Annotated in this window: 21 protein-coding genes; 9 read left to right on the top strand and 12 right to left on the bottom strand. The window is 65.8% G+C overall.

Translation table 11 applies throughout. The annotated features are described in order from the left end of the window. The first annotated feature begins 50 nt into the window (after positions 1–50). From HK353_RS01450 to HK353_RS01430, 5 genes are read left to right on the top strand one after another with little or no spacing between them, the layout of a single operon-like run. Positions 51–1,091, top strand: coding sequence for a polyprenyl synthetase family protein (locus tag HK353_RS01450; protein WP_173151559.1), 1,041 nt, complete (start codon positions 51–53; stop codon positions 1,089–1,091). Next, positions 1,088–2,338, top strand: coding sequence for a cytochrome P450 (locus HK353_RS01445; protein ID WP_173151557.1), 1,251 nt, complete (start codon positions 1,088–1,090; stop codon positions 2,336–2,338). The genes HK353_RS01450 and HK353_RS01445 overlap by 4 nt, the downstream gene beginning before the upstream one ends. Next, positions 2,335–2,766: a lycopene cyclase domain-containing protein gene (locus HK353_RS01440; protein WP_173151555.1), complete on the top strand. Its 432-nt coding sequence runs from the start codon at positions 2,335–2,337 to the stop codon at positions 2,764–2,766. The genes HK353_RS01445 and HK353_RS01440 overlap by 4 nt, the downstream gene beginning before the upstream one ends. Next, complete coding sequence (locus HK353_RS01435; protein WP_173151553.1) at positions 2,763–3,107, top strand: lycopene cyclase domain-containing protein; 345 nt, start codon at positions 2,763–2,765, stop codon at positions 3,105–3,107. The genes HK353_RS01440 and HK353_RS01435 overlap by 4 nt, the downstream gene beginning before the upstream one ends. Beyond that, positions 3,104–4,777, top strand: a complete 1,674-nt coding sequence (locus HK353_RS01430; protein WP_173151551.1) for an FAD-dependent oxidoreductase — start codon at positions 3,104–3,106, stop codon at positions 4,775–4,777. The genes HK353_RS01435 and HK353_RS01430 overlap by 4 nt, the downstream gene beginning before the upstream one ends. Positions 4,778–4,805: 28 nt before the next feature. Here the strand turns inward: HK353_RS01430 and crtI are convergent, their stop codons facing one another. Both crtI and HK353_RS01420 read right to left on the bottom strand, forming a co-directional pair. Next, a complete protein-coding gene (crtI, locus tag HK353_RS01425; protein ID WP_173151549.1) occupies positions 4,806–6,464 on the bottom strand; it encodes a phytoene desaturase family protein in 1,659 nt (552 codons plus the stop codon). After that, the gene (locus HK353_RS01420; RefSeq protein WP_173151547.1) at positions 6,461–7,396 is read right to left on the bottom strand and encodes a phytoene/squalene synthase family protein; all 936 of its coding nucleotides are present in this window, start codon (positions 7,394–7,396) and stop codon (positions 6,461–6,463) included. Before HK353_RS01420 ends, crtI begins: the two co-directional genes overlap by 4 nt. Positions 7,397–7,708: 312 nt before the next feature. On the opposite strand from HK353_RS01420, the gene HK353_RS01415 reads away from it, so the two are divergent. Then, on the top strand, positions 7,709–8,845 hold the full coding sequence (locus HK353_RS01415) for a hypothetical protein (RefSeq protein ID WP_173151545.1): 1,137 nt from the start codon (positions 7,709–7,711) through the stop codon (positions 8,843–8,845). Here HK353_RS01415 and HK353_RS01410 read toward each other — a convergent pair. Next, positions 8,782–9,867, bottom strand: coding sequence for a carboxylate-amine ligase (locus tag HK353_RS01410; RefSeq protein ID WP_173151543.1), 1,086 nt, complete (start codon positions 9,865–9,867; stop codon positions 8,782–8,784). The genes HK353_RS01415 and HK353_RS01410 overlap by 64 nt on opposite strands. Positions 9,868–10,189: 322 nt before the next feature. Here HK353_RS01410 and HK353_RS01405 point away from each other — a divergent pair, with 322 nt between their 5' ends. After that, positions 10,190–10,498, top strand: coding sequence for a hypothetical protein (locus tag HK353_RS01405; protein ID WP_173151541.1), 309 nt, complete (start codon positions 10,190–10,192; stop codon positions 10,496–10,498). Here the strand turns inward: HK353_RS01405 and HK353_RS01400 are convergent. From HK353_RS01400 to HK353_RS01360, 9 genes are all read right to left on the bottom strand, one after another. After that, the gene (locus tag HK353_RS01400; RefSeq protein ID WP_173151539.1) at positions 10,493–12,334 is read right to left on the bottom strand and encodes an MFS transporter; all 1,842 of its coding nucleotides are present in this window, start codon (positions 12,332–12,334) and stop codon (positions 10,493–10,495) included. The two genes, HK353_RS01405 and HK353_RS01400, sit on opposite strands and share 6 nt — an antisense overlap. A gap of 341 nt (positions 12,335–12,675) precedes the next feature. Continuing rightward, positions 12,676–12,837: a hypothetical protein gene (locus tag HK353_RS01395; RefSeq protein WP_173151537.1), complete on the bottom strand. Its 162-nt coding sequence runs from the start codon at positions 12,835–12,837 to the stop codon at positions 12,676–12,678. Between the two features lie 60 nt (positions 12,838–12,897). After that, entirely contained in the window at positions 12,898–13,698 is an 801-nt protein-coding gene (locus tag HK353_RS01390) for an SDR family NAD(P)-dependent oxidoreductase (protein ID WP_173151535.1), read from the bottom strand. Between the two features lie 42 nt (positions 13,699–13,740). Then, on the bottom strand, positions 13,741–15,114 hold the full coding sequence (locus HK353_RS01385) for an aldehyde dehydrogenase family protein (protein ID WP_173151533.1): 1,374 nt from the start codon (positions 15,112–15,114) through the stop codon (positions 13,741–13,743). Between the two features lie 120 nt (positions 15,115–15,234). Continuing rightward, positions 15,235–15,522, bottom strand: a complete 288-nt coding sequence (locus HK353_RS01380; RefSeq protein WP_483416330.1) for a general stress protein — start codon at positions 15,520–15,522, stop codon at positions 15,235–15,237. A gap of 179 nt (positions 15,523–15,701) precedes the next feature. Then, the gene (locus HK353_RS01375; RefSeq protein ID WP_173151529.1) at positions 15,702–16,061 is read right to left on the bottom strand and encodes a hypothetical protein; all 360 of its coding nucleotides are present in this window, start codon (positions 16,059–16,061) and stop codon (positions 15,702–15,704) included. Positions 16,062–16,142: 81 nt separating this feature from the next. Then, positions 16,143–17,438 (bottom strand): MFS transporter, encoded by a 1,296-nt coding sequence (locus tag HK353_RS01370; RefSeq protein WP_173151527.1) that lies wholly within the window; start codon positions 17,436–17,438, stop codon positions 16,143–16,145. 97 nt (positions 17,439–17,535) lie between these two features. Further along, positions 17,536–18,417, bottom strand: coding sequence for a formate dehydrogenase accessory sulfurtransferase FdhD (gene fdhD / locus HK353_RS01365; protein WP_173151525.1), 882 nt, complete (start codon positions 18,415–18,417; stop codon positions 17,536–17,538). 15 nt (positions 18,418–18,432) lie between these two features. Then, positions 18,433–18,966 carry a molybdopterin-binding protein gene (locus tag HK353_RS01360; protein WP_173151523.1) on the bottom strand — a complete coding sequence of 178 codons (534 nt, stop codon included), beginning with the start codon at positions 18,964–18,966 and terminating at the stop codon, positions 18,433–18,435. Between the two features lie 300 nt (positions 18,967–19,266). On the opposite strand from HK353_RS01360, the gene HK353_RS01355 reads away from it, so the two are divergent. Next, positions 19,267–19,746: a DoxX family membrane protein gene (locus HK353_RS01355; protein WP_173151521.1), complete on the top strand. Its 480-nt coding sequence runs from the start codon at positions 19,267–19,269 to the stop codon at positions 19,744–19,746. A gap of 179 nt (positions 19,747–19,925) precedes the next feature. Beyond that, positions 19,926–20,372: a MarR family transcriptional regulator gene (locus tag HK353_RS01350; RefSeq protein WP_173151519.1), complete on the top strand. Its 447-nt coding sequence runs from the start codon at positions 19,926–19,928 to the stop codon at positions 20,370–20,372. The last annotated feature ends 33 nt before the right edge of the window (positions 20,373–20,405 follow it).

Below are 20,405 nucleotides of genomic sequence, written 5' to 3'. Positions count from 1 at the left end.
GACAGCATACCGCTGACGTGTTAGATTGAACTCTCGCCTGGCTAAAGAAATTGGAGAGCGTCCTGACCGTCGAATCCCGCCTCGTCGAAGTCCTCGCCGCTGCTCGGCGACGCTCTCAAGTCCGAACTCCGCAGTACGAGCAGCTCTGGCAAGCGCTGTCGAGGATGGCGCTGGGCGGAAAGATGATCAGGCCCCGCCTGCTCATTGATGCCCATGAGGATCTCGGAGGGACGGCGACGTCGGCGGCGATCGACGCCGCCGGCGCGATGCAGCTGCTGCACATCGGCCTGATCATCCACGATGACGTCATCGACAACGACACAGTGCGTCGAGGGGAGATGAACATCACCGGTCAGTTCTCCTCCGAGGCCATGCTCCTCGGAGCCACGAGCGCCGCAGCGCAGACCTGGGGAATCTCCTCGTCCCTGCTCGCCGGTGACCTCATGCTCAACGAGGCCCAGTCCCTCCTCGCGCGTCTCGACCTCGACGCCCCGCGCCGACTCGCCGTGCTCGACATCTACGATGAGACGATCGCCGAGAGCGTCGCCGGAGAACAGTCCGACGTGTGGCTGAGCCTCCACCTCGACGAGGCCGACTCCGAAGACGTGCTCACGATGATCGGACGCAAGACCGCCTCCTACTCGTTCGAAGCCCCGCTGGCCATCGCCGCTGTCCTCGCCGGAAGCGACGCCAACCTGGTCGAGCGGCTGCGCGCCATCGGCCGCCGCATCGGCATCGTCTACCAGCTCAGAGACGATGTCCTCGGAGTCTTCGGCGATGAGCAGGAGACGGGCAAATCCGTACTCGGCGACCTCCGAGAAGGCAAGGAGACCCTGCTCATCAACACGGCCCGAGCCCATCCGGCCTGGCCCCAGGTCGCCCATCTTTTCGGCGACCGGGGCCTCGACGCCGAGGGTGGCCTCCGGCTGCGGCAGGTCATCGAGGAGTCCGGGGCGAGGGCATACGTCGAATCGATGATCGCCGATCACTGCGAGACCATCGCCGGGCTCATCGCCGAGGCGGAGCTTCCGCAGGCGCTTGCGGGCAGACTCGCGGACCTCACCTCCGCCTGCAATCTGAGGTGCGCATGAGCGGGGCCGATCGGTGCCGGCCGAGTCGACGGGCGGTGCTCAGCGATGAGCCGGCCGGTCCCCCGGTCGAGCAGGTGCTTCTCGATCACGGTCCCGACCTCTGGCGCATCCGCTCCTTCGACGCCGCCCGCCAGGTGCTGCGGGCCCGACACCTCACGACGCAGGCCGGATTCACCGCAGAGCGGATCCCTCGCGGCGTGTTCCGCCGCCACCCGATCCTCATCTCCGACGGCGAGCCCCATGACTCGCAGCGCCGAGAGCTCGCCCGCTTCTTCGCCCCCGCTGTGATCGCCGACAGGTACGGCGAGCGCATCGATGCTCTCGCGCAGGACACGGTCGACCGGATTGCCGCGGCCGGCCGGTGCCGTCTCGACGAGGTGGCTCTGCACTTCTCCGTGGCCGTGACTTCCGAAGTCGTGGGACTGACCGAATCCTCCATCACGGGCATGTCGCGGCGGCTCGAAGGATTCTTCACGCAGCCGCCGGTCGACCTCGCCGCCCCCGGTTGGGGGCGGTCCCGGCGGCAATGGCTGCAGGCTGCGGTCAACGGTCTTGTCCCGATCGCCCGGTTCTATCTCGCCGACGTTCGTCCGGCGCTTCGCGCCCGACGCCGCAGGCAGCGCGATGACGTCTTGTCCCATCTCATCAGGGCCGGACACAGCACGTCGGACATGCTCGTCGAGTGCGTCACCTACGGCACAGCCGGGATGGTCACGACCCGCGAGTTCATCACCATGGCGTGCTGGCATCTGCTCTCAGATGACGAACTCGGGGCGGAGTACCTCGCGGCCGACCAGTCGCGGCGGCTGGAGATCCTCGAGGAGATCATCCGCCTCGAGCCGGTCGTCGGCCACCTGTTCCGACGCGCGGAGGCCGACATTGAGGTGACGGCACCGGATAGCACCGTGACGATCCCTGCCGGGGACCTCATCGACGTCTGCGTCCGCGCGACGAACACCGATGAAGAGGCGATGGGGCCCGACCCTCAGTCTCTGTGCCCCATGCGACACACCGCCGGAGCCGTCCCGGCCGTCGGCATGAGCTTCAGCGACGGGGCGCACAAGTGCCCGGGACAGTCGCTGGCGCTGTTCGAGACCGATGCGCTCGTCCACCGCCTGCTCGGCCGCGGCCCGCGACTGGTTGCCGAGCCGGAGATCGGCTGGGACAGCGTCATCTCTGGCTACCGGCTGCGCGGACTCCAGCTGGCCTTCGACGAGGGCTCCTGCCCGGAGAGGAGACTGTCGTGAGCGCCTTCGAGTATCTGCTCCTCATGGGTGCCTGCGTCCTCATCACCCTGCCCCTGGAGCTGTTCTTCCGGGCTCGGGTGTACCGCCGGTGGAGAACCGTGCTGTGGGCGCTCGTGCCCGTCATCGTCGTCTTCTGTCTCTGGGACGTCGTGGCCATCGCCCGCGACCATTGGGTGTACAACCCGCGGTTCGTCACCGGCATCCACCTCGGCAATCTGCCGCTCGAGGAGCTCGTGTTCTTCATCGTCATACCTCTGTGCGCCCTGCTCAGCTATGAGGCGGTCGGCACCGTGCTCACAGCTGTACGCAAGCACGTCAGGCCCGAAAGTCCGCTCCGCCCAGACAGTTCGCCCCGGACCGCAGGCCAGCCCCGGCCACAGGAGCACACTGACAGGCGCTCCGAGTCCGGAGGAGGTGACGAACGATGAGTATCCCCGAATACACGATCATGACCGTCGTCGGAATGATCCTCGTCGTCGGCCTCGAGCTGTTCGTCTTCCACTCAGGCATCTTCCGCCGGGCGAAGTACTGGGCGGCGCTGAGCATCTGCCTGGTCTTCCAGTGCTTCGTCGACGGCTGGCTGACGAAGCTTTCGGACCCCATCGTCATCTACAATCCGCAGGGTCTGAGCGGCATCCGGTTCCCGTGGGACATCCCGATCGAGGACTTCGGCTTCGGCTTCGCCATGATCACCGCCGTCCTCATGCTCTGGCAGTGGCGCCTCAACCGACAGACTGTTTCAATGTCCGCCACGGAGGAGAGCAGATGAGCCTTCCAGCCTCCCAGCCGCGCCCCCGCGACCGGCACGCGATCCTCACCCCCTCCCACCCGGGCCGTCCGCGACTGCTGCGGCCCAAGCGGGTGACCGTCGTCGGCGGCGGCATCGCCGGACTGGCCGCGGCCACGGTCCTCGCCGAGCACGGGGCCTCTGTGCACCTGGTCGAAGCTGAGTCCAGCCTCGGCGGACGGGTCCGGGCCTGGAGCCTCGACGGGGGCCGGACTATGAGCCGCGGATTCCATGCCTTCTTCCGCCAGTACTACAACCTCCGCAGCCTGCTCGCACGCACTGATCCCGGCCTCGACCGGCTGGTCCCGGTCACGGACTATCCGCTCGTGGGTCGGGACGGTCTGCGCGACTCCTTCGCCCGGATTCCGCGGACTCCCCCGCTCAGTCTCGCGGGATTCGTGCTCACCAGCCCGTCCTTCCCGCTGCGCGGTCTGGCCGACGTCGACCTGACGACGGCGTTCGAACTCATCGACGTCGACTTCCCGGACTCCTATCGACGCTACGACGGAGAGTCGGCCGAGCAGTTCCTCGACCGGCTGCGGTTCCCGGTCGGGGCGCGGCATCTCGCGCTCGAGGTCTTCGCCCGCTCGTTCTTCGCCCACCCCGCGGACTTCTCCGCCGGGGAGCTCGTCGCGATGTTCCACACATACTTCACTGGCTCCGCCGAAGGGCTGCTCTTCGACGTCCCCGACGACGACTACGACACCGCACTGTGGTCGCCCCTGAGCGAATACCTCGCCGAGGCGGGGGTGCGGATCGAGACCGATACCGCGGTCACCGCGCTCCGCCCTCCGGACAGAGCGGGCCGCACCGGGTGGTGCGTCGAGACGACGAGCGGGACGCTCGAGAGCGATGCGCTCGTGCTCGCCGCCGATCCGCGGAGCACTCGGACGCTGCTGGCCGGACTCGAGGACTCGATCGACGCCGACGCTCTCGGACACGCAGCCGGCTCACCGGCCGCGGGCACGGGAGCTCGCGAGCGGTGGCTGGGCAGCGTCACCTCGCAGCGGAACGCCCCGCCGTTCGCGGTGCTGAGACTGTGGCTGGAAGACGAGGTGGATCCGAGCCGCCCGGCCTTCCTCGGCACGACCGGCTATGCGCTGCTCGACAACATCTCGGTCCTCGAACGCTTTGAGGCCGGGGCGGAGAGGTGGCGGCACACGCACGGCGGCTCCGTCGTTGAACTCCACGCCTATGCGCTCGGCACCGCGCATCGGGGCGGCGGCGCGCGAGCGATGCTCGAGTCCGAAGACGTCGACCGGGAAGCCGTGACACGCCAACTGCTGGCCGACCTCCACGCTGTCTACCCAGAGACAGCCGACATCGCCATCACCGCCCAGGAGCTGCTCATCGCCGACGACTGCGCGCTCGCCGACACGCGGCCGTACAACGACCGTCCCGGGGTCACCACTGCGTTTCCCGGACTGGTGCTCGCCGGCGACGCCGTCGCCTGCGAAGCGCCCGTGGCGCTCATGGAACGCGCGGCAACGACGGGGTTCATGGCCGCGAACGAACTGCTCGCCGGTTGGCGGGTGGAGGGAACCGAGATCTGGTCGCCGCCTCGGCGCGGTCTGCTCCGGCGGGGCCTCCTCGGCGCACTGCGCGGACGCAGGGCAACGAGGCACAGGCGTGGAGCACCGGCCGAGAGCTGACTGCCGGTCTCGAAGCCCCCTCACCGGCTCAGGTCGGCAGCGGTCCCGGGCTGGAGTCTCCGCGGAGGCGTTTGAGGACGAGCTCGGCGCTGATGAGACACATCGGCACACCGACGCCGGGCGTCGTCGTGGCGCCGGCATAGAACAGCCCGTCGACTGTCTTCGAAGAGTTCTGCCATCGGAACATCGCGCTCTGTCGCAGTGTGTGCGCAGGTCCGAGCATTCCGCCCAGCCAGGAGTTGAATCCTTCGGCGAAGTCCGTCGGGCCCTGGGTTCTGCGCACTCTGATCCGCCGGCGCAGGTCGGGGATGTCGGCCCACCGGGCGATCTGGTCGATCGCACGGTCGGCGGCCGTCTCGATCCGCGGGTCGCCTCCGCCGTCGTCTCCCCCGGCCCCGAGTCCCGCATCGGCGGGGACGGGGATGAGGAGGAAGAGGTTCTCGTGCCCGGGCGGAGCGACAGTGGGATCGGTGGCGCTGGGACGACAGACATAGATCGATGCCGGCGAGGGGATCTTCTGCCTGGACCCGAAGATCGCGTCGAAGTTCGCCGCCCAGTCCTCGGTGAAGAACAGCGAATGGTGGGGCAGCGCATCGAGTTCGCCTTCGATGCCGAGGAAGACGAGCACCGCGCCGGGACCGCTCGTCACCGACGTCCAGGAGCGTTCGGGGAAGCTCTGGTCCTCGGGAGAGAGCAGTCTCGTCTCCGTGTGGTGGAGGTCGGCGGCGGAGACGACGACATCGGCAGAATGCGTGTGTGCGCGTCCGTCCTTGTCGGTCCAGTTCAGGCCGGTGACTCGACGTCTGGTTCGGCCGCGCCCGACTGGCCCGCGCTCGGCTCGACCTCGCCCTGCTGCCTCGGTGTCGATGTGCGTGACATCGGCTCCCGTGTGCAGGCGCACCCCGGAGCGTTCGGCCAATCGGACCAGGCCGTCGATGATCGTATGGAACCCGCCCATAGGGTAACTGACACCTTGGGCGAGGTCGAGCGTGCTCATGAGGTGGTAGATCGCCGGTGCCCGTCTCGGGTCGGTGCCGAGGAAGATCGCGGGGTACTGGAGGATCTGGCGCAGCACCGGATTGTTGAACGAGGCTTCCGCGAAGCCGGCCAGCGACGTCCCCATCTGCCGGACCAGTTTCGGGAGCCCGCCGAGGATGTCCCGATGGAGCAGTGACCGCGGCGAGGTGAAGGGGTTGTAGAGGAAGTGGGCGAGCGCGAGCTCCTTCGTGTGCTCGGCCGAGACGAGATAGTCGTCGAGGGCATCTCCCGTGCCTCGCTCGACGCTTTCGAAGGTCGCCCGCACCCGGGACCTGCCCTGCGGGATCGTCAGTTCTCGCGTGCGCCCCGGGGCTCCCGTGCTCTCATCGACCGGCCCCGGTGGGCTGAATACGGTGTAGCCGGGATCGAGCGTGCGGAGGTCGAGTTCGGCCTCGGCGCTGGAGCCGGCGAGAGCGAAGAAGTGTTCGAAGACCTCGGGCATGAGATACCAAGAGGGCCCGGTGTCGAAACGGAAGCCCTCACGCTCGAACACGCCGATGCGTCCGCCGAGTTCGGTGTTCTTCTCGAACAGGTCGACCGAGTGCCCTTCGCGGGCGAGGAGGATCGCTGTGGCCAGTCCGGCGGCTCCCCCGCCGATGATGCCGGTGCGCGGGCTGCTGTCGGCACCGGAGCCGCTCCGCCGGTTCACTTCCGACCTTCGCGGGCTGAAGTCATGACCGCGTGGGCTGTCAGTCGAGCCTTAACGGCGCTCGGGACCCGCACCCGCTGTCGGTAGAGCTCGGCGACGGGAGTAGAGGCGATCCTCTCGGTGAGCGCGGTGAAGAGCGCGCAGGCGCAGCGGACCGCGGTGCGCGCGTCCTTCGGCAGTCCGGTGATGGCATCCTGGGCGGCGTCGAGCTGCTGCCGGATCGTGTTCACCCATTCGGCTTTCTCAGCCTCGGTGAGTCGGTGTCCGGAGGTGAGGTAGCTGCGGCCGAGGCGCTGATCATCATCGGCCAGGTCGCGCAGGAAGTTGACATTCTGGAACGCCGCTCCCAGCTGCCGTGCGCCGTACTCGAGCCGGGCGACCTCGGCGGGGGTGCGGTCGAGATCGATGAGGAAGACCTTGAGGCACATGAGTCCGACGACCTCGGCGGACCCGAAGACGTACTCGGCATGTTCCTTCGCGTCGAAGCCGCGGACCGGCGACGCGGTCGCCGCCTCGGTCCTACGACCGGAACCTGTGTCCGCGGATTCCAGGTCTGCCCGCATAGAGGCGAAGAACGGGTCGATGAGCTCGGCGTCGATGCCGGCTGCGCGAGCGGTCCGGGCGAAGGCATGGATGACGAGGTTGTCACTGATGCCGTTGCGCAGCGCCGCGTGGGTGGCGGAGGCGAACCGGTCCAGCATCTCCCGCTGCTCGGCCTCGGTCAGCCCCGCCTCGGAGGCCAGACCGTCGACGATCTCATCGGCGATGCGGACCAGGGCGTAGATGTTGCGGATATGGTGCCGGTTTCTGGCTCCGAGCAGTCTGACCGCAAGACCGAAAGAGGTCGAATAGCTCGCGATCACTGCCCTGGCTGCGTCCTCGGCGGTGCGCGTGTAGAGCTCATCGGTTGCGGTGCGGCTTCGCGGCGTCATGTTCGTTAGCTTAGCTAATGAAATGCCCGAGGGGCGAATCTCCCTTGCGGGCCGAGGCGACGTCACTCGAGGACGAGACGGAAGGGCCGGGGGATGTCGATGTGGGCCTGCAGCGGAACGGAGTTATCCGGTCAAGAAGGGGCGACCAAGCCCTCCGCACGCGCGAGGTGGCGGGCCTCGGAGGTCAACGCAATCCAATAGACGAACCCCGCGGATCTGTAAAGACCCTTCCGCACGAACTCTGCCCTCAATAGCGTGATTGCCAGCACGGGAACCCCTGCGGCTCCTCGAACCGATTCGGAGGAAGACATCATGACTTCACCCATCCAACTCGCCCGCACCTACGCGCGCTCCTATGAGGCGTCGTCGCGCAAGGGCAAGGGCACGATCCTCGACTCACTCACCGAGGCGACCGGGTGGACCCGCGATCACGCGCGCCACCAGCTGCGCAGCCAGTCCCATCAGATCAGGGCCGGAGTCTCCCTCGACGCCGTCGTCGACCGCCGTCGTCTCAAGCCGAAGAAGTTCTCCCCCCACGCCCAGCGGGCTCTCGAGCTGGTGTGGAAGTCTTCCGGCCGCCCCTGCGGTAAGTACCTCGAGGCGGGGATGGCCGACTGCCTGGACTCCTTGGAGAGGCACGGCCACCTCCGTGAGGGACGGCACGGCTATTCGTCCTCGGTGCGAAAGGAACTCCTCGACATCTCCGCGGCGACGATCGATCGGTACCTGCGCGACGCCAAGGCCGGCGACCACGACGATTCGTGGCTGACCGGCACCGGGGCGGGGATGCGCGCTTCGCTCCCGCGGCAGCGCATGCGTTCGCTGCTCGAACCCGAACCCGGCTACTTCCTTGTCGAACTGCTGACGATCGCGACACCGACAGGCGAGGACTGCGTCACAGTGACATTCACCGACGTCGAGATCGGGTGGGTGCACACGAAGACCTTCGCCCCCGGCACTCAGGACGTCGACATGCTCGCACAGATGGTCCGCGCAGTGCCTTTCATCGTCACCGGAGTCCTGCTGCCGCCTTCGGTTCCGGACAGCGCCATCACTACGTGGGCGGAGGAGAACCTCATCGAGATCCACTGCACAAGCGGTCTCCGACAGGGGCGCCGTTTGCCCGATCGGGCGTTCAGCGGCCTTGCCCTCCCGCTCGGCACACCGGACGCCACCTACGCCGCGATCACCAAAGCCAACGAGCTGTGGGCGGCCTTGGCCGACCGACTCAATTACTTCATGCCCGTGAAGAACCCGGTAGGTTGGCGCCCCACTCCCTCAGGCGTGCGTCGACGCGAATACGACCAGCCGCGCACACCGGTCTCCCGACTCCTCGCATCCGGCATCCTCTGTCCCGAACAGACGCGAGAGCTGTGTGAGAAGAGTCAGAGGCTTGACATCGCCCGGCTGACCGCACGCGTCGAAGATCTGAAATCGACTCTGCACTGAAGGGACAGTTCACCGCGGGGCCCGGCGGGCAACGACGGAAAACCACCGTCGGGAGCCATTGGCGGGCCCTGACGCGGACGAATACTGAAGACTGAAGACAGCAAGCCCAGGGTCGGCACCTGAGACACGATTGGAGCGGCATCTCCGATGGACGGGACCTCAGCAGTATCGACCGATGACATACCCCGCGACGCGGCTGCTGCTCCCGCGCCCACCGTTACCGATGACGAACGGCATCGACTTACTGCGCAGATCGGCGAGCGGGGTGCTTCGACTCCATCCGCGAGCATCGCATCGTCCGGGCCCCGGATCTCACCGAACCCACTCCCTGGCCCCGGTTCGCCGGTCCTGTGCGTGGGTGAGAGCCGGACCAGCCAACCCAGAGTCGCCTCGTCGAACACCACGTCCGATCGCAGCGCAGCAGCGATCTGCGCATCGTAGTCGTCGAGGTCGTGGAAGTGAGGCGGAATGCCGAAGACGACCCACCGCCGGTAGTGGATGGAACGCCAGCTGGCGAAGCCGCTGTCGGCTCCGCGCCAAAGAGGAGAATTCGCGCTCAACGCGGTGAGCACGGGAATCCATCTGCGCAGGCCGTTGAGTGCCCTCAGTCCTGCTTCCCGGTCGGGGATGTCGACATGGACATGCATGCCGTTGACGTACTGATCGGCTGCGATCCCGGGCGCCAGGTCCGCGAACTCACGGTAGCGACTGCCATCACTGACGCCTGCGGGGGCGCCCGAGATCTGAGGCGCTGTGCCGAGGCCGACAGCGAACAGATCGCGCGCCCGAGACGCTGTCGAGAGGCTGCGGCGAAAAGCGTGCAGCGATTCGACCGCCTCGTCGGCCGTGGTCAGGACGGGAGTGGCGAATTCGATCTGCCCGGGCAGCCATTCGGCACAGGCTTCTCCGCTGCTCGGGCTCACCGCGTCCTCTACCTCCTGCGAGCTGCTCTTCGATAGAGCAGGCAGAAGTGAATGTCGATCGACGAGGAGGAATTCCTCCTTGATGCCGAATTCGCTCATCGTCACCTCATTCCGTTTCTGACCCGCTCACGCTATTGGACCGGCCGCGGATGCGACACCAGATGTGGGACCTCACTGAAATACCTGCGTAGAGGCTCCTTCGGCAGGTGCAGGCGTTATGCGCTCGCGGCGATTTAGAAGCGGCAGACCGATCGCCGACACCCCCTAGCCCTGCTCGAGAAGCAGAATATACACTTCGGGAAGATTCGAGACCAGCGACCAGCGAGAGCAGGGAGCGCAGGGAGCGCTGGGCCCGGATCGCTGGCACACTGGGCAGGACGAACCTCCTGCCGCGAAAGTCACGAGGCGAATCAGCAGACGTATGGACGATCAGAACCCGAAGCGCATCGACACCCACTCCGGTGACTCGTTCTCAGACGAGCGCGCGATCATCAGGCGGAGGCAGCTCACGGAGGCCGTTGATTTCTGGAACATATCGGTTGCCGGAGCGTGGCTGCACTATGTCAGCCTTGGCGGTGAACTCACCGAATACGAGCTCGATGCCTACCTCCACGAGGCTTACTTCCTGGAGCCCTATCAGCACGACATTCTGGCCGAGGCCGTCAATGAACTCATCGATATGCTTCCTCCGCCTCCGCGAGCCCCGCTGACCGACGAACCCGGTCTATGATCGGTCGCCTCGGTATTCCAGCCTGCCGCGGCGGTTGCGATGGACGGCTCCCTGCCGAACTGCTTCACGCACCGCCGCACGGAAGCGTCCTGGGCCCCATCGCCGAGCCCCGACCGCACGGTAGAGTTCGACCTCACCGACAGGTTCCATGTCGCGGACGAAATCGATGATGCCGTTGACCTCGTTGGCCGAGACCTCGGGCGGAACGTCGCGAGAGGACACCGAAGGCCACGGCGCATAGACGCCGGCCGATCCCGGGCCCGGACGCAGACGCTCCCTTCGGCTTCCCGCCTCAGGGCCCGCCGACGATTCGGCTGCGGCGGCGGAGCCCGCCCGGTCACTGCGCTCGGTCCGCTCAGAACCGCTTTCCGCAGCGCTTTCGGCACCCTCAGCGTCCTCGGCCGTCAAGGGGCGGGCGATGTCTTCGAGGTCGGCACCTTCCGCCTTGACTCCGAAGAGCAGTTCGGCGACTCCGCCGAGCGCCATGACCGCTGCCCCGATGCAGAACGCCCAGGCCACTTGGGAGCGGTCACCGGACTCGATCATGCCGCCGAAGAGCAGCGGACCGGCGATGCCTCCGGCGGCCGTGCCGACGGCGTAGAAGAACGCGATGGCCAGTGCTCGAGTCTCCATCGGAAAGATCTCGCTGACCGTGAGATAGGCTGCGCTGGCACCGGACGACGCGAGGAAGAAGCACACGACGAGGATCAGGAGGAAGAGCCATTCGCCGCCGACTTCACCATTGAAGACGAAGGCGAGGACGACTGCGACGACCGCCGATCCGAGGTAGCTGAACGAGATCATCGGCTTCCGACCGATCGTGTCGAAGAGCCTGCCGAGGACGACGGGGCCGGCGAAGTTGCTCAGCGACCACAGAATGATGAAGATCGGCACCGAGGCTGCGGCGACTCCGTAGAAACCGCTGAAGATCGTGCCGAGGTTGAAGGTGATGCCGTTGTAGAGGAACGCCTGACCGACGAAGAGGACGAGGCAGAGGATTGCGCGTTTGGGATAGATCGTGAAAGCGACCTTCATGATCTCGACGAACGAGATCGTCTTCCGCTGCCGGACGGTGATGGTCTTCTTCGGCGCCGGCAGAGTCTGTGAGGTCTCCGCTTCGATGCCGTCTTCGATCTCGCCGACGATGCGTTCGGCCTCGTCGTTCCGACCGTGGATGAACAGCCACCTCGGACTCTCTGGAACGTTCTTGCGCACGACGAAGACGAAGATCGCCAGCAGCATGCCGACGGCGAAGGCCAGGCGCCAGCCGATCATCTTCGGCAGGATATCGGTGTTGAGGAAGAGCAGGGTCGTTGCCGCACCACCGGCGGCACCGAGCCAGTAGGAGCCGTTGATGATGAGATCGATGCGGCCCCGCACGCGGGCGGGGATGAGTTCGTCGATGGCCGAGTTGACGGCCGCGTATTCCCCGCCGATGCCGGCACCGGTGAGAAAGCGGACGAGGAAGAAGTACCAGGCGGAGAACGAGAACGCCGTGGCGACGGTGGCGACGAGATAGAGCACGAGAGTGATGAGGAAGAGCTTGCGGCGACCGAATCGGTCGGTGAGCTGACCGAAGACGATCGCACCGACACAAGCACCGAGCACGTAGATTGCTCCGGCCGTGCCGATCTGCCCCGCAGTCATGTCGATGCCGCTGCCCTCTTCGGTCATCCGAGCCGCGACGTTGCCGACCATCGTGACCTCGAGACCATCGAGGATCCACACACTGCCGAGCCCGACGACGACCATCCAGTGGAACCGGGCCCACGGCAGCCGATCCAACCGTGCCGGCACGTCGGTCTTGACCGTCCCGAGTTCGATCTTCCCACTCATCACACGCCTCCTGGACAATTCCTGGACAGAGTCTTCTGATTGCCAGGAAGTCTAAGCACACTCTGCGGGGCCGACAAGGCATAGTGCGAACGCCTGAAGGAGAGTACTCTGCGCCCACAGCGCACGGTGGCGCTGAGTCGAAGGATCGAGGGCAGGCGCGAACACGGCTCAGCGCCGCGGGCCCCTGTGAGGTTCTGCCCAGAGACTCAATTCACGAGATCCTGGTCACGAGGCCACCCGGGGTGTGGTCCCAGTCTTCGGCCAGTATCTCCCGTGCGTCATCGAGTCGGCCCTCCGTACTCACCATGAGGGCTCCGCGGACGCGTCCGTGGCTGCGATGCTCAGGTTCCGGCCCGACAGATCCCGCAGACGACGGTATAGGGCTCGTCGACGTCATCGCTGATGATGGCAATCGAACCCTCCTCGTCGATCTCCCGTATCCCCTGGGCCGCGGAGTCAGCGGCCATGCCGCCGCCGATGATCACATATCGGAACTCAGCCATGTCGGATGCTCCTCTTCCTGTCGTCTCTGCTGTATTCGGTGTTCGGGGCGCTCTGGCGCACTAGATCGTGGCGACGGATCCGGCGTCCACGCGATAATTCGAACCGTTGACGAAGCTCGCGGCGTCCGAGCAGAGGAATGCGATGACCTTGGCCACCTCCTCCGGTCGGCCGCGACGACCGAGTTCCATGAACGGACGCTCCTCGCGCAGGAACGAGGCGATGGCCTCATCGAAGCTCGTTCCCTTCTGCTGGGCTCGCTCATTCATCATCTCGTCGGTCATCTGGGTCGCGATGAACGCCGGAGAGACGGTGTTGACCAGCAGTCCTTCGGAGGCGTAGGTGCGCGAGAGTCCCTTGGCCAAGGAGAGCATGCCGGCTTTGGCCGCACAGTACGGCAGCTCGTCGTCATAGGGCTGCACAGCGTCTTCGGAGGACACGAACACGATTCGCCCCCAGCCGCCTCGGCGAAGTCCCGGAAGGAACGCCCGAGTGACACGGACCGGTCCCATGAGGTCGACGTCGATGGTTCGGTCCCAGCCCTCCTGGCTGATCTCGTGGAACAGCCCGCCGGCCCCGTGAATGCCGGCGACGTTGACGAGGATGTCGAGGTCGCCGACGTCGGCGGCGACGGACGCGGCGAGTTCGTCGACTGATTCGTCATCGGCGATATCGGCGTCGTGGACGTAGATCCGCTCTTTGAACTCGGCGAGCTCGTCGACTGCGGCTTTGAGTTCGTCGGGCTCAGGCCCGGTCATCACGACGACGGCTCCTTCGGCGAGGAGCTGACGGGCTGTCTCCAGCCCGATGCCCGAACTCGCCCCCGTCACCAGTGCCTTGCGGTCGCGGATGTTGAGATCCATCTGTCTCCTCCCGGTATCTCGGACGACTGTCGGTCTGCTGTGTCAGGGCGTACGGATGAGCTTCTTGTTGACGAACTCGCGAACGCCCTCTGCGCCGAGTTCACGGCCGACGCCGGAGCGCTTGGTCCCGCCGAAGGGCAGGTCGGGTTCGGTCCAGGTGGCCTGGTTGATCCACACCATTCCGGTGTCGATGCGGTCAGCGACGCGTTGGGCCTTCTCGATGTCGTCGCTGACGACAGTGCCGCCGAGGCCGAACGACGAGTCATTGGCGAGTGCGACGGCTTCATCCTCGTCTGCGACCGAGTAGACGACCGCGACGGGCCCGAACAGTTCCTCCGAGTAGGCACGCATTTGTTCGGTCACCCCGGTCAGCACCGTGGGTTCGACGAAGGCACCCGGTCGGTCGACTCGGTGCCCTCCGGTGTGGACCTTCGCACCGTGGTCGACAGCGTCCTCGACCTGCTCCATGAGGTCACGGGCGGCCTGTTCGGAGGACAGAGGTGCCATCGTGGTGACGGAGTCTGCAGGGTCTCCTGCGACGAACTGCGACATCTTCGCCGTCATCAGATCCACGAACTCGTCGTAGAGATCTTCGACCACGATGAGGCGCTTGGAGGCGATGCAGCTCTGGCCGGAGTTCGTCATCCGCCCTTTCACGGCGGCGGTGACGGTCGCGTCCAGATCCGCGGAGTCGAGGACGATGAACGGGTCGCTTCCGCCGAGTTCGAGGATAAACTTCTTCAGATTGTCTCCGGCGGCCCCTGCCACTGCCGCTCCGGCGCCTTCGGAACCGGTCAGCGAGGCGCCGCGAACTCTCTCGTCCGCGATGATCGTCTGGATCTGATCACTGTCGGCGAAGACGTTGCGATAGCAGTCGGACGGCAGCTGCGCATCATTCATGACCTGTTCGAAGGCCAGAGCCGACTGCGGACAGTTCGATGCGTGCTTGAGGATGATGGTGTTGCCCGCCACGAGGTTCGGCGCAGCCAGGCGGACCACCTGGTAGTAGGGGAAGTTCCACGGCATGACACCGAGTATCGGACCGATGGGCTCGTACTTCATCACCGCGCTGCCTCCGCTGGACGGTTCGAGCACCTCGTCAGAGAGCAGCAGGGGTCCCTCTTCGGCGTAGTAGCGCAGAATCCTCGCTGCCAGTTCGACCTCTGCTTCGGCCTCGGCGCGCAGTTTGCCCATTTCGAGCGTGAGGAGCTCAGCGAGGTCCCACCTGCGCTCATCCATGAGATCCGCCGCTCGGGCGAGCGGTGCAGAACGCTCCCGGACATCGGTCGTCCGCCATGTCTGGAAGGCCGCGTCGGAGGCGTCGATGACGGCGGAGATCTCCTCGTCGCTGGCTGTGGGAAATTCCTTGAGGACCTCTCCGGTCGCCGGGTTCGTGGTGTTGAATTTCGCGGTCACGGTTTCTCCTTTCCTCGAGGTTCGTCAAGGTGCTCGGCGGAGCAGCAATCGTCACCGCTCCGCGACCTCTGCCGAACCGAGACTCCACCATCCCAAACGTCGACGCCCGCGACCAGTCCCTTACGGTGTTCGGCGATTGCCTTTATAATTCGCACGGAGATCGGGGTCGTCGATCACAAGCAGAATCGCTCCGTTGTCGAGATCGCTTTCGAACTTCTCGATTTCATCGGAGTCGAAGCCGTACCGCTGAAAGCGGTTCCTGAGTTCGTCGCCTCGTTCGTTGTACCGCTCGGCTACGAGCTCTCCGAGGCCTTTCAGGGTTCCGCCGGTACCGACCACTTCGTCGGTGCTCTCCGCATCGTGGGCGAAGACGTGCAGAGCCGTCTCCGGCACGGCGGGTGATGTCAGGCCGGCAGGCGACTCAGGCAGGCACGCCGCCCAGCATGGTGGCGACCAGCCCCAGTACCGCCAAGGCCGCGATGACGATCACGATCACACGTTTGCGCATGTTCCGAATTCTACTGCGACCCACCCGCCGGATGTCCAAGGCGCCCGACTGCGGGCCTCCGTCATCACAGAGTCGCCCGTCACCACGGGTTGACCTCCTGCCAGCGGGTGAACCAATAACGGTCGCCCTGGTAGTGCGACTTCTCCGGCTTGCACCCTTTGAGATCCGAATGCTCGCCCAGCCACGTCCGCACCAGCGGCATGACCTCGTCCAGACGATCGACCCAGTCATCGAGTGGCAGCATCAGAACCGAACCGTCATCGGAGTCCAGTCGGCATGAATAGTTCGGCAGTCCCTCGGTGATCTGCGAATGCGTATACCTGATCTGATCGCAGCCGGTGGTGAGATAGAAGCGGATGAACTCACCGCAGACGTAGGAGCACAGCGTTTTGAAGTTCCGGTAGCGGATCATCCACGCCGGAGGATCATATTCAGACATGTGTTCTATTGTAGGGGAAGGCGCTCGGGACGACACCCCTCGCTCTGGCTGAACGGTGGGTCGACTGTGGTCGACTGCTTCTCAGCTGCGGCGGGAGCTTGAGCGGATGAGGATGAGCGCGAGGATCACGCACAGCAGATAGGTGGCACCTACGGCGATCCAGCCGAGTTCGAACCCGCCGGGCGAGCCGACGATGACACCCATGAGCAGCGGCCCGAGCGCGAAGCCGAAGAACATTCCGGCCGTCACCACCCCGCTGGCCGAGGCCATCGAAGCAGCGGGAATAGCCCGCATGAGTGCGGCCATGAGCACCACCGAGACGCCGAGAGCCGAGATCCCGTGGAAGGCCACGGCGACCCAGACGAGCAGAGCCCATCCAGCCGCGTCGGCGATGAGGAACAGCACCGCTCCAGCCAGGGCGATGAGGGCGAGGACCAGCAGCAGGTGCGGCCCCGAGGCGCCTTTGGCCATGCGTCTGGCCCAGGTGACGCGGGCGATGACGCCGATGACGCCGGCCAGTGCCGCCGTGGCACCGCCGAGGACGAGGCTGAAGCTCATCTCGCGAACGGCGAAGAGAGGCATGTACACGTTCGTCGCCTGCACGCCGATGCCGTTGATCAGCCCGAACAGTGCCAGGGCCCACACCATGCCGGGGTGCCTGGCCGGACGGGTGGGTGACGGTCCCGGGTCGGGTCGGGCCGCCTCGGCGGGGGTGTCGGTCTCGGCGATGTCAGGGTTGGGGTCGGCCGCCTCGGCGGGGGTATCGGTTGAGGTTTTCGGAGCGGTCAGCAGCGGGGTGGTGCGCAGGGAATACCAGGTCATCGCAAGCAGGATGAGCGGGATGATCGCGACGGTCAGGGCTGCGCCGCGCCAGCCGATGCCGAGCGCGAGGACGGGGAAGGCGAGGCTGGCGACGAGCTGGCTGACCTGGACCCCGGACTGCTTGATGCCGACCCAGCCGATGCGTTTGATGTCGGGGACGCGTTCGAGCAGGATCCGGTTGGTCACCCCGTTGGGGAAGGACTGGGCGATGCCGGATAGGCCGGCGGCGAGCAGCAGCATCCCGAACCCGTCCGGCACGGCCACCAGAAGCAGTGCGAGCGCGGAGAGAACGAAGATGAACGCCATGAGCGAGAGGTCGGAGTGCCTGTCGGCGAGCCTGCCCAGGGTGGCGCTGCCGACGGCTGCGGCGCCGAAGCAGGTGGTGGCCAGCAGTCCGAAGTGGGCTTCGGAGATGCCGAGCTCGGCGATGATCGAATCGCTCGTGGCACTGAGCCCGTAGAGCAGGATAGGCCCGGCGGCGACGGCACCGAGGAGAACGGTGAGCAGACCGATGCCAGGGGGCTTCTGGCCCAGTTTCCGGCCGTGGTCGGCCATCACTCACCTCCTGTCGAGGGCATGCTTCAACTCAGCATGCTAGCCGGAGGCCGACGGCAAGTGTGGAGATGTCTCAGGCGCGGCTGCGGCGTCGAAGTCACGCCACGCGTTCGGGGTACGAGTACGCGTTGAACTTGCCTTTGCGGTTGAAGCCGATGACGCTCACGCCGACGTCCTTGCCGTAGTCGACGGCCATCGCCGATGGGGCGCTGACAGCGGACATCATCGGGATGCCCGCCATCGCGCACTTCTGGACGAGTTCGAACGATGCCCGCGCGGACACCTGCAGGACGGTCGATCGCAGCGGCAGGCCACGGTTGGCCATGGCCCAGCCGATGACCTTGTCGACGGCATTGTGCCGGCCGACGTCCTCGCGACCGACGAGCAGTTCGGGTTCTGCGTTCGGGTCGTCTCCGACGGCGAAGAGTGCCGCGGCGTGGACCCCGCCGGTCTTGTCGAAGATCTCCTGCGTCTGCCGCAGTCGATCGGGCAGCTCACCGATCCGGGCGGCAGAGAGCAGCTGCGGAAACTCGTATTCCCCCTGGTCCTCGACATGAAAGGCGGCGGGGATGAGCGGGAACGCGGAGGTCTTCGTCACCGCATCGGCGGCCGCGGTTCCGCAGATTCCACACGACGACGAGGTGTAGACGTTGCGAGCAGGCGCTGTCTCGGGCTTCCAGATCCCAGGAGCCAGACGCACTTGGGCTACGTTGTAGTTCCGGCTGCCATCGGGGGCGAGCCCGGCGGAGAAGTTGACCTCGTCGATATCGTCCATCGAGGTCACGACAGCCTCGGAGAGCAGGTATCCGGCGATGAGTTCGACGTCGTGTCCGGCGGTGCGCATGGTCACGGTGTACTGCTCACCGTTGAGCTGGATCTCCAGCGGCTCCTCGCCTGCCAGGGAATCCGGGCCGGCCGAGATCTCACCAGTGGCGTCGAACTTATAGACCCGGGCTCGCACGGCCTTGCGCATCTGCATGATCTCGTTCCTCTCTCAGACCCGGGGGCCGTGGTCGGTGGTGTCCTCGACGGAGGTCTGAATGTGCTCGAGGAGGTCATCGATGACGGTGATTCCGTCCTTGACCCCTCCCTTCGAACCGGGGAAGTTGATGACGAAGCTGCGTCCGCGCACTCCCGCGACCCCGCGGCTCATCACCGCCGAGGATGTTGTCTCGAGACCCTTGCGCCACATCGCATAGATGAGACCCGGGGACTGGCGTTCGAGGAGTTCGGCAGTGAACTCCGGAGTGCGATCATCGGGAGCGAGCCCGGTGCCGCCGCTGGTGACGATGATGCGAGGACGGCCGGCTTCCGGAGTGTCGACGAGAAGAGCCCTCAAGGCCTCACCGACAGGCTCGCCGTCACGGACGACGATGGCACCGGGAGTCTCATAACCGCGGCCGCGCAGCCAGTCGACGAGGATCGGACCCGTCGTGTCGGCGGCCTCTCCCCGAGCCGCCGAGGTGGAGGCGATGATGACCGCAGCCTTGCGTCCCGCTCCGAGGAGTTCGCTGTTCTCTTCGCTCACCTATCTGCCCTCTTCCCCATTCAGTTTCAATCGCGCTCGTGGACAGCACAGCTGGTACGTGCACTTGCTCACCATCCCTGCGCTCGCCCACGAGGCACGGTTACTGCCTCCATTGTCCCACTCCGGTCGGGGATGGCCAGAGACGGCACGACCCCGGGCCACGGGAAGAGAAGACAATGCACGGGACGAATCGGTGAGGGCCGCTCTAGCTGCTATACCTCGTTGCCGGCTGTTGCCAGCGTCTTGCCATGTTTGGCACATACCGTGTAATTGCAATTTCAACCAATATTGGAGATCACCGTGTACGCAACGACCGGACTGCCGACCTCTGCCCGCGACATCATCACTCTCATTGCCCGGATCGGCCTCGGCGCGATCTTCATCGCCCATGGGTGGCAGAAGTTCAATGAGTGGACCATCGCCGGAACGAGCGATTCGTTTGCGCAGATGGGAGTGCCGATGGCCGATATCGCGGCCCCGGTTGCAACTTTCGTCGAACTCATCGGCGGAGCACTGCTCATCCTCGGCGCGCTCACTCCCCTCGTCGGATTCCTGCTGGCAGCCAATGTCATCGGTGCCCTGATCATCGTCCACCTCACCCCCACGCCGTTCGTCGACCAGGGAGGCTGGGAGCTCGTCGCCTCGCTGGCCGCCGGCGCACTGCTGATCGCGGCCTCAGGTCCGGGCCGCCTGAGCGTCGACCGCCTCCTCTTCTCCGGCAAAGCAGGCAAGGGACGCAAGCGCTCGAGCGCATCTCGCGCCGTGGCCGCTGACGCCTGAGCCTGCGGACGGAGCGCACACTTCGCGTGTTCGCCCACCCAGTGGGACCAATTCGCCCACTCCAGTTAGTCCCCCACGACGGCCCACACTCCGCCACTCCCTCAGCCCAGGTAATGTGAGGGCGAAACACGTCGACCACCAGGTCAGCGGCCACTACGCAGTCAGGAGAAGGAGAAGCGGTGGAAGATCTGAGCCTGAGCACGCTCATCTGGCTGCGCATGGCCCGCTTCGTCCAGAACAGCAACCAGCTCTCCAATGAGCACCTGCGCCGATTCGGGCTCACCGTCGCCCAGTTCGAAGCCCTTGCCCATATCCGCAATTTCGAGCCGATCACGCAGTCCGAACTCGCAGAAGGACTGACCGTCAGCAGCGGCGGCATCTCCCGCATGCTCGTGCGGCTCGAGTCCGAGGGCCTGATCTCCCGCGAACAGGACTGGAAGACCAAACATATCTCGCTGACGCCCAAGGGCCGCGAACTCCTCGAGCGCGCGTTCCCCTCGCAGCTGGAACAGCAGGCGTCTCTGTTCGACGATTCCTTGAGCGAGGACGAGAAAGTGCAGCTGCACTCACTGATGAAGAAGCTCTACGACACCAGCCGGAAGCGCGGCGAGAACCCGCGGGAATAATTCCGCAGCCGTCTCAGTTGACATGGCAAATGA

Origin of the sequence: Brevibacterium permense, assembly GCF_013280495.1 — a bacterium.
GTDB classification, from domain to species: Bacteria; Actinomycetota; Actinomycetes; order Actinomycetales; family Brevibacteriaceae; genus Brevibacterium; species Brevibacterium permense.
This window is presented reverse-complemented; position numbering and strand designations above follow the sequence as displayed.